Source organism: Xanthobacter autotrophicus ATCC 700552, assembly GCF_043194565.1.
In the GTDB taxonomy this organism is placed as follows: Bacteria; Pseudomonadota; Alphaproteobacteria; order Rhizobiales; family Xanthobacteraceae; genus Xanthobacter; species Xanthobacter autotrophicus_F.
Genome location: NZ_JBAFVS010000001.1, coordinates 200,171 through 215,489 on the forward strand (window position 1 = coordinate 200,171; position 15,319 = coordinate 215,489).

General features: G+C 69.6%; 12 protein-coding genes. 4 read left to right on the top strand and 8 right to left on the bottom strand.

The features are described 5' to 3' along the window. Positions 1 to 247: 247 nt before the first annotated feature. Both V5F48_RS01005 and V5F48_RS01010 read left to right on the top strand, forming a co-directional pair. Positions 248 to 1,876: an acyl-CoA synthetase gene (locus V5F48_RS01005; RefSeq protein WP_394039184.1), complete on the top strand. Its 1,629-nt coding sequence runs from the start codon at positions 248 to 250 to the stop codon at positions 1,874 to 1,876. After that, positions 1,877 to 2,089 carry an alkylphosphonate utilization protein gene (locus tag V5F48_RS01010; protein ID WP_394039186.1) on the top strand — a complete coding sequence of 71 codons (213 nt, stop codon included), beginning with the start codon at positions 1,877 to 1,879 and terminating at the stop codon, positions 2,087 to 2,089. It abuts the gene before it with no gap. A gap of 7 nt (positions 2,090 to 2,096) precedes the next feature. On the opposite strand, the gene V5F48_RS01015 is transcribed toward V5F48_RS01010, so the two are convergent. Further along, positions 2,097 to 3,098: a GSU2403 family nucleotidyltransferase fold protein gene (locus V5F48_RS01015; protein ID WP_394039188.1), complete on the bottom strand. Its 1,002-nt coding sequence runs from the start codon at positions 3,096 to 3,098 to the stop codon at positions 2,097 to 2,099. A gap of 194 nt (positions 3,099 to 3,292) precedes the next feature. Between V5F48_RS01015 and V5F48_RS01020 the strand changes: the two genes are divergently transcribed. Both V5F48_RS01020 and clcA read left to right on the top strand, forming a co-directional pair. Continuing rightward, on the top strand, positions 3,293 to 5,041 hold the full coding sequence (locus V5F48_RS01020; RefSeq protein ID WP_394039190.1) for an ABC transporter ATP-binding protein/permease: 1,749 nt from the start codon (positions 3,293 to 3,295) through the stop codon (positions 5,039 to 5,041). Between the two features lie 129 nt (positions 5,042 to 5,170). Then, on the top strand, positions 5,171 to 6,571 hold the full coding sequence (gene clcA, locus V5F48_RS01025) for a H(+)/Cl(-) exchange transporter ClcA (protein WP_394039192.1): 1,401 nt from the start codon (positions 5,171 to 5,173) through the stop codon (positions 6,569 to 6,571). Positions 6,572 to 6,647: 76 nt separating this feature from the next. Here the strand turns inward: clcA and V5F48_RS01030 are convergent, their stop codons facing one another. The 7 genes from V5F48_RS01030 to V5F48_RS01060 all read right to left on the bottom strand — a co-directional run bounded on the left by V5F48_RS01030 (position 6,648) and on the right by V5F48_RS01060 (position 15,050). Further along, positions 6,648 to 7,391 (bottom strand): 4'-phosphopantetheinyl transferase family protein, encoded by a 744-nt coding sequence (locus tag V5F48_RS01030; protein WP_394039194.1) that lies wholly within the window; start codon positions 7,389 to 7,391, stop codon positions 6,648 to 6,650. A gap of 54 nt (positions 7,392 to 7,445) precedes the next feature. Continuing rightward, a complete protein-coding gene (locus tag V5F48_RS01035) occupies positions 7,446 to 8,156 on the bottom strand; it encodes a thioesterase II family protein (protein WP_394039196.1) in 711 nt (236 codons plus the stop codon). Between the two features lie 193 nt (positions 8,157 to 8,349). Beyond that, positions 8,350 to 9,135, bottom strand: coding sequence for a bestrophin-like domain (locus tag V5F48_RS01040; RefSeq protein WP_394039198.1), 786 nt, complete (start codon positions 9,133 to 9,135; stop codon positions 8,350 to 8,352). Positions 9,136 to 9,335: 200 nt separating this feature from the next. Further along, positions 9,336 to 10,034, bottom strand: a complete 699-nt coding sequence (locus V5F48_RS01045; protein WP_394039200.1) for an SGNH/GDSL hydrolase family protein — start codon at positions 10,032 to 10,034, stop codon at positions 9,336 to 9,338. A gap of 168 nt (positions 10,035 to 10,202) precedes the next feature. Continuing rightward, entirely contained in the window at positions 10,203 to 12,230 is a 2,028-nt protein-coding gene (locus tag V5F48_RS01050; RefSeq protein ID WP_394039202.1) for a MacB family efflux pump subunit, read from the bottom strand. Positions 12,231 to 12,244: 14 nt separating this feature from the next. Further along, complete coding sequence (locus V5F48_RS01055) at positions 12,245 to 13,540, bottom strand: efflux RND transporter periplasmic adaptor subunit (protein WP_394039204.1); 1,296 nt, start codon at positions 13,538 to 13,540, stop codon at positions 12,245 to 12,247. Positions 13,541 to 13,550: 10 nt separating this feature from the next. Next, positions 13,551 to 15,050 carry an efflux transporter outer membrane subunit gene (locus tag V5F48_RS01060; protein WP_394039206.1) on the bottom strand — a complete coding sequence of 500 codons (1,500 nt, stop codon included), beginning with the start codon at positions 15,048 to 15,050 and terminating at the stop codon, positions 13,551 to 13,553. Between the last annotated feature and the right edge of the window lie 269 nt (positions 15,051 to 15,319).

Sequence of the window (15,319 nt, forward strand, 5' to 3'; positions counted from 1 at the left end):
GCACAAATGCGTAAGACCTTGGTCGGGAAAGATCTTGAACCGCCCCACGAAGGCGGTTCAATAAATTGACCAGATCGGCGGCGCGGGACGCTCAGGACTGAGCCGCACCCGGCGGTGAGACTTTCGTCGCGCTTTGGCGAGATTGCGCCTGATTGCCCGCCTCGGCTACGGTCGCGACCCGAATACGACCCGAATTCCGGCGCGCCCACAAGGCCGCGCCCCAGAAGCGTGCACCAAGGGGGGACCGATGGCCGGCGGCATCTATGACCTGCATCTCGACCGCAATCCCGCGAACTTCCAGCCGCTGACGCCGCTCGGCTTCCTGGAGCGGGCCGCCAGCGTGTTCCCGGACCACACGGCCATCATCCACGGCGCACTACGCCGCAATTATCGCGATTTCTACGCCCGCAGCCGGCGGCTCGCCTCGGCCCTCGCCAAGCTCGGCGTGGGCAAGGGCGACACCGTCGCGGTGATGCTGCCCAACGCCCCGGCCATGCTGGAGGCGCACTACGGCGTGCCCATGACGGGCGCGATCCTGAACTCCCTCAACACCCGCCTCGACGCCGCCATCCTCGCCTTCACCCTCGACCACGGGGAGGCCAAGGTGCTCATCACCGACCGGGAATTCTCCCCGGTGATGAAGGCGGCGCTGGCCATGGCGAGCAAGAAGCCCGTGGTCATCGACTATGACGACCCGGAATTCACCGGCCAGGGCGAGCGCGTCGGGACCATCGAATACGAGGACTTCCTCGCCACCGGCGACGCCGACTTCGCCTGGAAGATGCCGGACGACGAGTGGGACTCCATCGCCCTCAACTATACCTCGGGCACCACCGGCGATCCCAAGGGCGTGGTCTACCACCATCGCGGCGCGCACCTGCTCGCGGTGGGCAACGTGGTCACCTGCAGCCTCGGCAAGCATCCGGTCTATCTGTGGACGCTGCCCATGTTCCACTGCAACGGCTGGTGCTTCCCCTGGTCCATCACGCTGGCGGCCGGCACCCATGTGTGCCTGCGGCAGGTGCGCGCCAAGCCCATCTTCGATGCCATCGCCGACCACAAGGTGACGCACATGTGCGGCGCCCCCATCGTCATGTCCACCCTGCTCAACACGCCGGAAGCGGACAAGCGGGCCCTGCCCCACAAGGTGGAGTTCATCACCGCCGCCGCCCCGCCGCCGGAGGCGGTGCTTGCCGCCATGCAGGAGGCGGGCTTCAACGTGGTCCATGTCTACGGCCTCACCGAGGTCTACGGCCCCTCCGTGGTCAACGAGTGGCATGCCGAATGGGACGCCCTGCCCGCCGGCGAGCGCGCCATGAAGAAGTCGCGCCAGGGCGTGCGCTACGGCGCGCTCGAAGCCCTCGACGTGCTGGATCCCGACACCATGGTCCCGGTGCCCGCCGACGGCGAGACCCTGGGCGAGGTCATGTTCCGCGGCAACGTGGTGATGAAGGGCTACCTCAAGAATCCCACGGCCACCGACGCCGCCTTCGCCGGCGGCTGGTTCCATTCCGGCGACCTCGGGGTGAAGCATCCCGATGGCTACATCCAGCTCAAGGACCGCTCCAAGGACATCATCATCTCGGGCGGCGAGAATATCTCGTCCATCGAGGTGGAGGACGCCCTCTACAAGCACCCGGCGGTGAGCGCGGCGGCGGTGGTGGCCAAGCCCGACGAGAAGTGGGGCGAGACGCCGGTCGCCTTCGTGGAACTGCGCGAGGGCGCGAGCGCGACGGCGGAGGAGCTGATCGCCCATTGCCGGACCCATCTGGCGGCTTATAAGTGCCCGCGCCACATCGTCTTCGAGGAGATCCCGAAGACGTCGACCGGCAAGATCCAGAAGTTCCGGCTGCGCGAGATGGCCAAGGAGGTCTGAGTGGACGTGAAGGACGCGAACGGCGCCATCCTGAAGGATGGCGACAACGTCACCCTCATCAAGGACCTCAAGGTGAAGGGCACGTCCGTCACCTTGAAGCGGGGCACGCTGGTGAAGGGCATCCGCCTCACCGAAGACCCGGAGGAGATCGACTGCAAGGTCGACAAGGTGAAGGGCCTGGTGCTGCGCACGGAGTTCGTGAAGAAGGCCTGAGCCCGCCTCAGCCCAGGATCGCATCCGGCGTGAGGCCGATCTCGGCCAGGGAGCGCTCCGCCGGGCGCTTCCAGCCGGTGGCGCCTTGTGCGCAGGCGTCTTCGAAAGCGTCGGACAGGGCGAACGGGTCGGAGGCCTTCAGCGCCGCGATCAGGGCCTGCGCCTGCAGCAGATCCTTGGCGCGCTTGGCGGTGTCGCCGCCGCGCTTCTGGGCGATGATGAGCTTGTGAACGGCAAAGCGCGCGGGTTGTGGAATACGCACGCCGATGCCGGAACGGTAAAGCACCGCGGCCTCCATGGGATCCTCGATCAGCCAGTCGAGGTGCTGGAGCGGCGCCGCGCCTGCCGCCAGCGCCGGAAGCGGCATCGGGTTGGGGTCGCTGCGGCGGCGCTGCGGCGTCAACAGGTCGACCACGAAGCCGGACGCGGAGCGAAAATGGGAGGGCGGCGCCGTGCGGTCGAGCCCCGGCAGCGGCCGGAAGGTGGGGTCGGCCCGCTTCAGGATGGTCTCCAGCGTCTCGCCCGCCTCGACGGCGCTGATGGCGAGGCTTGCGGTGGCAAGGTCTGCGTCTTGTGTCGTCATAGCAGAGGCGGGCAGCATATGACCCACCGGGGCGGAATAGCATTGATAGGCCGCTGTCCCGACCACCACCGCCTGCCGAAGCAATCCTGCGTCCTCAAGGGCGTCGAGGACCTGCGCGAGGGCGGTGATGGGCGATGGAATGCCGGCCCGGCGCAGCGTTGAAACCAGGGTGCTGCGCGCACGCGCGGCGTCATTTTCCTGCTCGATCAACAGAGCGCGATCAATGGCTGCCAGATCGCCGTCCCGGCCGATGAACAGATCCCGCCGGGTCGCACCAACGGGGCGCTTGGCATAGATATAGCGGACACCCTTGATCTCGCGCATATACAGCGAGGCTGACCGCTCGACCACGGCATGGACCTGCTGCACCAGATCCGCATAGAGCGTCCGGAGCGGCAGGGGAATGGGCTTCAGCGTTACAGACATTTTTCCAGATCCTGTCTGTAACGCTACAGGTTACAGACAGATTGATCAATCCTGTCTGTAACGCCGCGCCTGCTCGCCACTGCCTCGTGCACTCTTCCCCTTCGGCACCTTTCCAATCGTTCATGCGGCGGCCATGGTGCGGTCATGCGGCAGCCGGCAAAGCTGCGCGCGCTTCGTGTCATGTGAGGTCCGTCGTGCGCGCGTTATTCACCCTCATCGGCGACATCCGCCGCCTCGCCTTGCCCTATTTCAGGAGCGAGGAGCGGTGGACCGCCATCGGCCTGCTCGCCGCCGTCATCGCCCTCGAACTGGCCTGGGTGTTCGCCACCGTGCTGCTCAACGAGTGGAACGTGGCCTTCTACAACGCCATCCAGGACAAGGACTTCCCGGCGTTCAAGACGCAGATCCTGGTCTTCTGCGGCCTCGCCGCCGGCGCCATCGTGGTGGCGGTGTATCAGGTCTACCTCAAGCAGGGACTGGAGATCCGCTGGCGGCGCTGGCTCACCAAGCGCTATCTCGACGCCTGGCTCTCCGACGACGTGCACTACCGCCTGCGCCTGTCGGGCGATGCCGCCGACAATCCGGACCAGCGCATCGCCGAGGACGTGCAGATGTTCGTCAACCGCACCATTGCGGTGGGCGTGGGGCTGCTGGGCACCATCGTCTCGCTGTTCTCCTTCAGCATCATCCTGTGGAACCTCTCCGGTCCGCTGGGGCTGAAGCTGTTCGGACACGAGATCAATATTCCCGGCTATTTGTTCTTCGCGGCGCTGATCTATGCGGCGGTGGGCACGCTCGTCGCCCATGTCATCGGCCGCCCGCTGGTGAAGCTCAATTTCGACCAGCAGCGTTACGAGGCCGATTTCCGCGTCGATCTGGTGCGGGTGCGCGAGAACGGCGAGCAGATCGCCCTGCTTGATGGCGCACCGGCGGAAGACCGCAAGCTCGACGGCCGCTTCTCCCGCATCTTCGGCAATTTCGTCGATCTCATGAAGGCGCAGAAGCGCCTCACCTGGTTCACCGCCGGCTACAACCAGATCTCCACCATCTTCCCATACGTGGTGGTGGCCCCCGCCTACTTCGCCGGCCAGATCCAGCTCGGGCAATTGATGCAGACGGCCAGCGCCTTTTCCTCGGTGCAGGGCTCCTTTTCCTTCTTCATCTCCAGCTATGTCACTTTGGCCGAGTGGACCTCGGTGGTCCACCGGCTCACCGGCTTCGAGGCGGCCATCGCCAAGGCCCGCACCGGCGCAACCGTGCCGGCCTTCGGCACGACGCGCGCGGCCGGCGCCCACGGCCTCACCCTGCGCGACCTCGACGTGCGCCTGCCCGGCGGCGGCCCCCTCATCCGCACCGGGGAGATCACCATCGGCCGCGGCGAGCGGGTGCTGATCACCGGCCCGTCCGGCGCCGGCAAGACCACGCTGCTGCGTGCCATCGCCGGCATCTGGCCGTTCGGATCGGGCACGGTGCACCGGGCCGAGGAGCATCGCCTGCTGGTGCTGCCGCAGAAGCCCTATGTGCCCGTGGGCCGGCTGGACGTCGCTCTCACCTATCCGCGGCCGGTGGACATGGTGCCGAAGGAACACCTCGCCGAGATCCTCACCGCGGTGGGCCTGCCCGCCCTCATCGGTCGGCTGGAGGAGGAGGCCCTGTGGCCGCACGAACTGTCGCTGGGCGAACAGCAGCGCCTCGCCATCGCCCGCGCGCTGCTCGACGCCCCCGACGTGCTGCTGCTGGACGAGGCCACCTCGGCGCTCGACGAGCCGTCCGAGGCGGCGCTCTATGCCCTGCTGAATGAAAGGCTGCCGCACGCCACCTTCATTTCCATCGGCCACCGTTCCACCCTCGCCGACCTGCACGACCGGGTGCTGCACCTTTCTGGCGAGGAAGCGCCGCGCACGCTGAGGCCGGCCACCGCCCCGAGTTTCCAGCCGACCTGATGCCAGCGGCCGATGAGTGACGCTCATCGGCCGCTGATATGAGACAGGGGGCGGCTTGCTCCGCCGGGCCCGCGTCCGGTAAGCGTAGGGGGGCACTTGCGCCCCCTCTCTGGCCGCCGAGGTCCTTGCGTGACGCCACCCGTGCCTGCCGCCCCCCGCCGGACGCCGCGCGACGCCGTCTATTATGTCCTCGCCACCGGGGCCGGCCTCGTGGTCGGCGCCGTAGGTGCGTATTTCCACATGGTCGTGGACGGGCTGTCCCGTTGGCCGGACCTCGTGCGCTCCCACCTCGACGGCCCCTTGCTCTATCTCGCCATGTCCGCGGTGGCGGCGGTGATGGCGGCGGCGGCGGTGGCCCTGGTGCGCGCTTTCGCGCCCGAGGCGGCGGGGTCGGGCGTGCAGGAAATCGAGGGCGCCCTGGAGGGCCTGCGGCCCGTGCGCTGGAAAAGGGTGCTGCCGGTGAAGTTCGTGGGCGGCGCGCTGGCCCTGGGCTCGGGCCTCGTGGCCGGGCGGGAAGGGCCGACCATCCACATGGGCGCGGCCATCACCAAGGCCCTGTCGGACGCGGTCGGCCTCGGCACACGGGACACGCGCGGCCTGCTGGCCGCCGGCGCCGCGGCAGGGCTCGCGGCGGCCTTCAACGCGCCGCTGGCCGCCATCCTGTTCGTGATCGAGGAGACGCGGCGCCAGTTTCCCTATGGCCTGCGCACCTATAGCGCCGTCATCCTGTGCTCGGTGGCGAGCGCGGTGATGGCTGAAGCCATCGGCGGCACGGCCCCCGACATGAAGCTCGCCGTGCCGGATATGCCGCTCCTGCTTTTGCCCGCCTTCCTGGTCCTGGGCGCGGTGCTGGGGGCGGTGGGCGTCGTCTTCAACCGGGCGCTGGTCGCCTCGCTGGATGGCGCGCGGGCGCTGGCGCTTTCCGTCTCACCCTATCTGTTGCCGGTGCTGGTGGGAGCGGCAGTGGGACCGCTCATCCTGCTGCGGCCGGAAGCAACCTTCGGCGGCGAGACCCTGGCCGTGTCCCTGCCCGGCCTCGGCCTGCCGGCGCTGACGCTGGCGGGCATCGTCGTCGTCCGCTTCGTCATGACCATGGCAAGCTATTCAACAGGAATTCCAGGCGGAATCTTCGCCCCGATCCTGGCGATGGCGACCGCCGTGGGGGTGCTGTTCGCGACCCTGCTGGCGCTGGTGGTGCCACTGCCGACCGATGCGGTGGCGGCGTTCGGGATCGCCGCCATGGGCGGGCTGTTCTCGGCAACCGTGCGGGCGCCGCTGGTGGGCATGGTGCTGGTGGCTGAACTGACCGGCACCTATGGCCTGCTCATTCCCGTGATCCTGACCTGCGTCACCTCCAACCTCGTGGCCGAGGCGCTGGGCGGCAAGCCCATCTACGAAGTGCTGCTCGACCGCACCCTGCGCCTCGCGGGAACCCCGCGGGCCGAAGCTCCGCCGGCCAGCGACGCGTTGGGCGGCTGGGACGAGCGGGAACGCCTCACCAAGGCCTCTCCCAACGGCCCCGGTCTTTGACCCGTCCCGGGAGGGAGGCATCCAGCCTCGCAAGGCTCAGGCGCCGGCCATGGCGCCCCGCCGCAGCCGGTCGGCCTCAGGTCCCGGCGGCGCGCCAGCCGTCGGCCGTGCACACGAAGACCGCGGGCGGCCGATCGCTTTCCACCGCATAGGCGAAGCCGGCGGGCGCGAACATCGTCCCGGCGCCCACCAGCAGGCGCCGCTCCCCGCGCAGGAAGGGCGCCGGGCGGCCGGCCGCAACCAGCTTCACCGTGCGCGGGTCGCCGGCGAGGCCCTCGCCGGTGGCCTTGAGCACCGCTTCCTTGCCGCACCACACGGCGAGGGCCGCGGCGGCGCGAGCCTCCTTCGGCAGCGCGCGCCAGGCCGCCTGATCGGCGGGATCGAACATGTCGCGGGCAATATCCGTCCACACATCGAGCGGGCGCGGGTCCTCCACGTCGACGCCGATGCGCCCGCCGCGCGCAACGCCCACCGCCACCGCCCCGCCGGAATGGGCGACATTGAAATCCAGATCGCGAGGACCCCCGCCCGCCCCCGCGAGATGGGGCCGACCGTTCACCCCGCGCGTCACCGGCACGGCGGAGGGCGCACATCCCAGCACGGCGCCAAGCATCAGGCGGGCAAGCTGCCAGGCGGCGCGGCGGACGGCGCGGTCCTCCGCCTTCAGGACGCGGGCGATGCGCGCCTCCTCTGCCTCGGGCAGAGCGAAATCGAAGCCGGGCCGCGCGGCAAGGTCCGCCGCCCGCGCCAGCACCACAAGACTGTCACCGGTGTCGAGGGTCGGCACCGGCAGGCCGGCAACCTCCGAAAACGTTTTCAATCCTGTGCGCAACGGGGCAAGGAGGTGCGCATCCAAGGGCGGGGCCGATCCTGCTCAGACCACCGCCGCGCGGGCGGTACGCCAGGCGGGGATGACCTTGCCGAGCAGGGCGAGCAGCCGCGCTTCCTGGTCGCGCACGAAGAAATGGCCGCCGGGCCACAATTCCACCGCCAGCGGGCCGGAGATCAGCTCGCTCCAGGCATGGAGGGTCTCGGGCGGCGTCGCCGCATCTTCCGAGCCGCCGAGGATGACGGCCGGCACCGGCAGCGCCGGCCCGGGCTTGAAGGCGTAGGTGTCCACCATGCGGAAGTCGGCGCGCACGGCGGGCAGGGTCATGGCCAGCAGGTCCGGCTGGGCCAGCACCTCCTTGGAGGTGCCGCCGATGGCGGTCAGCTCAGCCACCAGTTCCGCGTCGGTCATGGTGTGGCGCGCGCGCGGCGGGCCATCAAGGTGCGGCGCGGCACGACCCGACAGCACCAGCCCGGCGACGCTCAACCCCTGCCGGGCGAGGGATCGCGCCACCTCGAAGGCGAGCAGCGCGCCCATGGAATGGCCGTAGAGCACCAGCGGCACGGTGCGGTGCGCCAGCGTGTCGGCGATGTCGTCCGCCAGCACCGCGATATCGGTGGCGAAGGGCGCGCCGTAGCGGGTGCCGCGCCCCGGAAGCTCCGGACTATCCACGGTGGCGATACCGGAGAGCGTGACCTTCCAGGGCCGGAACAGTGCCGCCGAGGCGCCGGCATGGGGCAGGCAGACCAATCGCATGGCTCAAGCCCTCCCCGTGCCGGGGGTGCGGTGCATCACAGTGATGTGTCTGATCGTGTCCATAGCGTGCCCCTCACACAGAGATAAGCGTGAAAGGCGAGCCCGCTCAAGGCCTTTTGCTGCATTGCGGAAGGATTTGGCGCCAAAAGGGCAGCGAGCGTTACCTAGGTGCCGCCCTACCACTGATCGCGGCTCAGGCCGGCGCGTGGACCGAGCGCGTGGTGGTGATCTGGAGTTCCTTGATCACCCGGTAGATGGGATCGGCCGAGGGCCGGATCAGCCCCTGGGACGGCGAGCCCAGTTCCAGGATGATGAACACGCAGCCGGCGATGGCAGTGGCCCCCAGCAGCAGGAAGGCGATGACGGTGGCATTGCGGGGCGCGAACAGGCCGAAGCTTGCGAACAGAAGCGACAGCCACGCCACCAGCATCTCCAGGAACGGCGCGGGCATCACCATCCGGGACTTCTCCACCAGCGTCCAGCGGGCATCGGTCATGTTCTCGATGAGGCTGGTGGCGCGAGCCTGGATGCTGCGCTCGCGATCAGTCTTCGGCTCCAGCCGCAGCACGGCATCGGCGATGGATTCCAGCTCGTGGAGGGTGGTGATGCCCACGTCGTCAGCCTCCGAGCTGACCCTGGAAATCTCGTCCGCCTTGTTGCGGGCATAGGTGCCGAGGGCGTCGCGGATGTCCGCCGTCTCCGGCCCGTAGCGCAGCAGCGCGCGGTTCAGCTTGATGATGTCGCTGGCGAGGGTCTCGATGGCCGCGGTGCGGGCGCTGAAGGAGGCCGAGGCACTGTTCACCATCAGCCCCAGCACCAGGGCCGCCAGCGTGCCCACCACCGCCATGGCTACGGAGACGGCCGATCCCGTCTCCCCGCTCAGGTGATGCTCCGGCAGCTTGGGCGCAAGCCACAGGCCGACCAGTGCGCCGCCGCAGATGGCGACGAGGGCGAGGAAGCTCGCGAAAATGGAACTCATGGGGATCGGCTTCCTGACGTGTCACCTGCCGCACCCACGCGCGGGTTGGCCGCCCTTATAGGGGGCTCAGGCCCGAAAGCGGAACCCCATCTCCTGCGAAGCTTGGCCCGCCGCGCCATGCCGCGGCGACCGGGCTGCGCGAAACCCCGCCGTGCCGCCCGCCACGGAGCCGCCGGCCCTGCCTGGCAGGCCGGCAGGTCTCACCCCGCGCAGGCGACCGCCGCCAGCCGCTCCCGCCACAGCACCACGCCGGCCTTGTCGGGGTGGAGCCCATCCATGGTGGGGGACGTGGGCGGCGCGGTCACCACGCGCGCGCCGGTCTCCCGCGCCAGCGCGCGGATGGCGGCGTTCTGGCCGGCGATGAAGTCCCGGTCGTGCACCGGCAGGTAGCCCGGATGGCTGAGGTCCACCGGATTGATCTCCACCAGCACCAGCACGCTCTTGGGGAAATAGCCCAGCAGGGTGCGATACTTGGCGCTCCAGGTCGCGATGTCCATGTGCCCGGTGCGGGCGTCGTTGACGCCGATGGCCACCACCAATTGCCCGGGCGTCGCCAGCCGGGCGAACATGGGCGCGCGGGCCAGCAGGTCGTCGATCTGGTCGCCCGGGATGCCGGCATTCACCACCCGGGCCCCGCACAAATGGGAGGGTGCGGACTGGAAGGTGATGCTGTCGCCGATGGCCAGCACCGGCGCGCCGGTGACCAGGGCCGCGCGGTAGGTCTTCCAGACAATGCGCGTATGCAGGGGAATCCAGTGCCACAGCACCAGGCCAAGGCCGACGATGCCGCCCACCGCCAGAGCCCGCATGAGCAGGCGGCGCAGCCGCGCGCGATCCACCCTGCGCTTGGTGGGGGCAGCGGCGGGGGCAGCGGCGGAAGGGGCGGTGGGTCGGTTCATAACGGCTCGCCTTTCAAGATCACAAAGCAAATGCTGTGCCGCCCAATATTCGGTGTTGCCCGCACTGTGATTTCCCGGATCGAAATTCACTTCATTTGAAATGCTCTATATTATTACGCTCACCCAACTTCTTCACGGGAACCGGGTTTCACTTCACTCGAAACAGCTTTAGTCGCGCGCCAGCGCCGCCACCGGGTCGAGCCGAGCGGCGTTGCGCGCCGGCAGATAGCCGAAGGCAACCCCGATCAGGCTCGCGCACACCACGGCGGCGACGATGGATGCGGCGGAATAGACCAGCTGGAAATTGGAGCCCGTCAGCGCGAACAGCGCGCCGAAGCCGAGCGCCAGAGCGATGCCGGCGATGCCGCCCACGAGGCAGACCAGCACCGCCTCGATGAGGAATTGCTGGAGAATGTCGGCCTGTCGCGCCCCCACCGCCATGCGCACGCCGATCTCGCCGACCCGCTCGGACACCGACACCAGCATGATATTCATGACCCCGATGCCGCCCACCAGCAGCGAGATGACGGCGATGGCCGCGATCAGCGCCGTCATGGTCTGGGTGGTGGCGGTGATGGTCTTGCGGATGTCGTCGGTGTTGAGGATGAAGAAGTCCTTCGAGCCATGGCGTTGGGTGAGGAAGCGTGTCACCTGCTGCTCGGCGAGGGCCACGTCGGTGTCGTCGGCCACCCGCACGGTGATGGAGCGCAGCGACGAACTGCCGAGAAAGCGCGCCTGCACCGTGGTGTAGGGCAGATAGATGGAAAGGTTCTGGCTGCCGCCGAACCCGCCCTGCTGCGGGGCGGTGACGCCCACCACGCGGCAGAACACGCTGCCCACCAGCATCACCTGCCCGATCGGGTCCATATCCTTGAACAGGGCGTTGCGGGTGTTCGCGTCGATCACCGCATCGAGGGCGAGGGCACGCTCGCGGTCGCGGTCGAAGAACCGGCCCTGCGCGAGCTTGGTGCCGCGGGCGGCGAAATAGCCCTGCCCCACCCCGTTCACCAGCGCGTTGGCCTCGATGGCGCCGAACCGGACCGTGCTCTGGGTGGAGACGGTGGGCGTCACCGCCGCCACGTAGGGCTGGCGGGCCAGCGCATCGGCGTCGGCCACCACCAGGGTGGTGATGCGGCCGGAGCGGGTATCGCCGAAGCTGCGGCCGGCGAAGATTTCCAGCGTATTGGTGCCGAGGCCCGAGATATCGGCGAGCACCCGCTGGCGCGAGCCCTCCCCCAGCGCCACCACGCACACCACCGAGGCGATGCCGATGATGATGCCCAGCATGGTGAGGAAGGTGCGCAGCCGGTGGGCGGCCATGGCGAGGAGCGCCATGCGCAATGCCTCCTTCAGGCGCCCGGCATAGGCGGTGGCGCGCGCGGCGCGGGAAGATGGCGCCTGGACCGACCCCCGCGTCGATTCAGGCGCCCGCTCGGGCGATGGACGCCCGAAGCGATCGGAACGGGAAGCCCTCGCGGCACCGGCGCGGGCGACCTCCCGCCGCCGACCGTCCTGGCTGGGACGGTCGGCGACGATCTCGCCGTCGCAAATCTCGATGATGCGCTGCGCCCGTTCGGCCACGCTCATGTCGTGGGTGACGATGATGATGGTGCGGCCCTCAGCATGAAGCTCGTCGAGGATGCGCAGCACCTCCGCCCCGCTCTTGCTGTCCAGCGCGCCGGTGGGCTCGTCGGCGAGGATCACCTGGGCGCCGTTCATCAGGGCGCGGGCGATGGAGACCCGCTGCTGCTGGCCGCCGGAGAGCTGGCCGGGCCGGTGGGTGGTGCGATCCGCCATGCCGAGCCGCGCCAGAAGGGCGTGCGCCCGTGTCCGCCGCGCCTCGGCCTCGGCTCCGGCATAGACGGCCGGGATCTCCACATTGCCCAGCGCGGTCAATTCCGAGAGCAGGTGATAACGCTGGAAGATGAAGCCGAAATGCTCCCGGCGCAGCGCCGCCAGCGCATCCGCATCGAGGTCGGAGGTCTCCTGCCCGGCGATGCGATAATGCCCCGAGGTCGGCCGGTCGAGGCAGCCGAGGATGTTCATGAGGGTGGACTTGCCGGAGCCCGAGGCCCCCACGATGGCCACCATCTCGCCAGCGGCGATGGAAAGGGTGATGTCCCGCAGCACCGTGATGGTGCCCTCCCCGGCCGGATAGGCGCGGCTGAGGCCGGACAGCTCGATGAGGGGCGCCATCTCGTTTCCCATGGCTAGAACCCCCCCATGGGCGGGCCGGGCATGCGCGAGGCGGTGGCCGCGCCCTGCAGCTTCTCGCCGGTCACCACGCGCTCGCCGTCCTTGAGCCCGGACCGGATCTCGGCGGTGATCTTGTCGTTGAGCCCCACCACCACCCGGCGCCGCTCCAGCGTGCCGTCCGTCCCCATGACGCGCACGCTGTCGCCGGAGCCGTCGCGCTCCAGCGCGGTGGCCGGCACGGTGAGCACGCCCTTCGCCTCGCCGAGGACGATGTGCACCTCCGCCGTCATATAGGTGCGCAGCCGCCCCTCCGGGTTCGGCACGTTGAACAGGCCCATGTAGTAGATGGCCGAGGACGACGTGCTGGACGACGAGGACGACGAGGACGACGAGGACGACGACGTGCTCGTGGTGGTGAAGCTGCTGTCGGTCTTGATGGATTCCGGCGCCGGCTCGATGAACTCGAGCTTGCCCTCGTAGCGGCGGTCCGGCGCGCCGAGGATGGTGAACCACAGGGGCATGCCCGGGGCCACCTTCACGATGTCGGCTTCGGAGATTTCCGCCCGCACCGTCATCACGTCGAGGGCGCCGAGGATGACGATGGTGGGCGCCGACTGGGTGGCGTTCACCGTCTGCCCCTCCTGGGCCACCAGGGCGAGCACGGTGCCGTCGATGGGGGCGGTGATGCGGGTGTAGCCGAGGTTGGCGCGGGCCGTCTCCACCGCGATGGCGGCCTCCACGATCTGCGCTTCCAGCGCCGCGAGCTGGGCGCGGGTCACCTTCACGTCCGCCTCGGCGGTCTCGAAATCGGCCTGCGACACCGCCTTCTGCGCCACCATGGTGCGCTGGCGGGCGAGGGTCAGCTCGTTGAGGGCGAGGGTTGCCTCCTTCTCCGCCTTCTGGGCGCGGACATTGGCGAGCCCCGCCTCGGCGGTCCCCAGCGCGTTGTTCTGGGTGACGGAATCGATCTCGGCCACGAGGTCGCCCGCCTTCACCTTCTGCCCCAGCCGCACCTTCACCGAGGTGATGCGGCCGGAGGCCTGCGCGCCCACCGCCACCAGCTTTTCCGGCTTCAGGGTGCCGCTGGCGAGCACGGTCTCGGCCACGTCGCCGCGAGTGACGGCGGCGGTCATCAGCGCGCTGCCGGGATCGGGCGCGGTGAAGCGGGAATAGCCATAGGCCGCGGCGGCGAGCAGCACCGCGAGCGCGCCCCAGCGCCACAGCCGGCGCGGCGGGCGCGCGGGCAGCTTGGGCGCAGGGGCAGGATGGGTGTCGGCCTGCGCCGGGTCGAAAGGGGAAAGCGCGTTCATGCCGGCCGTCTCACTGGATCGCCGGCGCCGGCAGGCGCGCGAAATGGGGGCCGGTGTTCTGGTCGACGACGACCGGGGTCGCGGTATCCACCGCCCCGTCCCAGCCGCCGCCCAGCGCCTTATTGAGGGCCACATAATAGGTCGCCGTGGCGACCCGGCTCTCGATCAGCGCGGTCTCGGCCGCATAGAGCGAGCGCTCGGCGGTGAGCACGTCGAGGAAGCTCGACGACCCGGCCGTATAGAGCGCATGGGACAGCCGCGCCGCCTCGCGATAGGACGCGGCGGAGGCAGCGAGCCGGCCGGCCTTGAGGCGCTGCTTGCCGAGGGAGACCGCGGCATTCTCCACATCCTCCAGCGCGGTGAGCACTGCGGCGCGATAGGCGAGGAACGACTGGTCGCGCTCCGCCTCGGCGAGTTCCACCGCCGCCTTCAGCTGCCCGCCGGTGAAGATCGGCACCGTCAGCGTCGGTCCGAACGACCAGCTGATGGAGGAGCCGCGCGCCAGGTCCCCCACCTGCGTGCCGGTGGTGTTGAGCGTGCCGGCAAGGCTGATGGCGGGATAGCGGTTGGCCTCCGCCTGCCCCACCAGCGCCGTGGACTGGCCGAGCCGGCGCTCGGCGGCGCGCACGTCCGGGCGGCGGGTGAGCACCTGCGCGGGAATGCCCTTGGGCACCGGCAGGCGCGGCGCAGGAACGGCGCGCACGCGCGCCAGCCGCCCTGCAAGCGCCGCCGGCTCCCGCCCGATGAGCACGGACAGGCGATGGACGCTCTGGGCAAAGGCGGCTTCAAGCTCGGGAATGTCGGCCTCGGTGCTCGCCGCCTGCCCGGCGGCATTGGCCGCGTCCAAAGCGGAGGCGCCGCCGGCGTCGAGCTTGCGCTTCGTCAGCGCGGCGGTCTCACGCTGGGCGCTCGCGGTGCGGCGGGCGAGCGCGATGCGCGCCTGATAGCCCCGGGCGTCGACATAATTGGTGGCCACGTCGCCCACGAGGGTGACGAGGGCGGCGTCGAGGTCGTCCACGGCGGCATCCGAGCCATAGGCGGCAGCCTCCACGCCGCGCCGGTTGGCGCCGAACAGGTCGAGCTCCCAGCTGGCGTCGAGCCCGGCCTGATACTGGGTGTAGGTGCTGGCCACCGTCACGTCGCCGTCAGAGCCCACGTTGCCGCCGTTGTCGCCACGGGTGTAGGAGGCGTTGCCGGTGACCTGCGGGAACAGGGCGCCCACCTGCTGGCGATAGGTGGCGCGGGCGGCGCGCACCTTGGCCTTGGCGGTCGCCACGTCGAGATTGCCGGCCACCGCCTCCTCCATCAGCCCATCGAGCACGCTGTCGCCGAGCCGCCGCCACCAGCGCTGCAGCAGGGGCGCAGCCTCGGCCGTCGCGCCGCGCCCGCTGCCCCAGTGGTCGGGCATGGAAAGCAGCAGCGTCTCGTAGTCGGGTCCCACCGCGCAGCCGGACAGGGCCAGCGCCACCAGGACCACGGTCGCCAACCGCGCCAACACCCGATGCCTCATGGACGGCACGCCGGAGCAATCCGACGCGCAGAGCGAGGGGCGGGAGGGGAGGAGGGGGCGGACCGGTTCATGCCGCCAGTGTCACGGTCGAGATGACCGCAATAGGACCCCGGCGCATCGTTTGTTTGCCAGCCCGTATCCGAATGTTTCCGCAGCGGCGGGACCCGCGCGACGAAAAAGCCCGACCGGGCCGTGAACGTTTCGCCCGCCCAGGTGTTGAGGCCAAGGTCGAGCGTGGAACCCTGCCGGTCCCGGTCAACAGCCGGGAC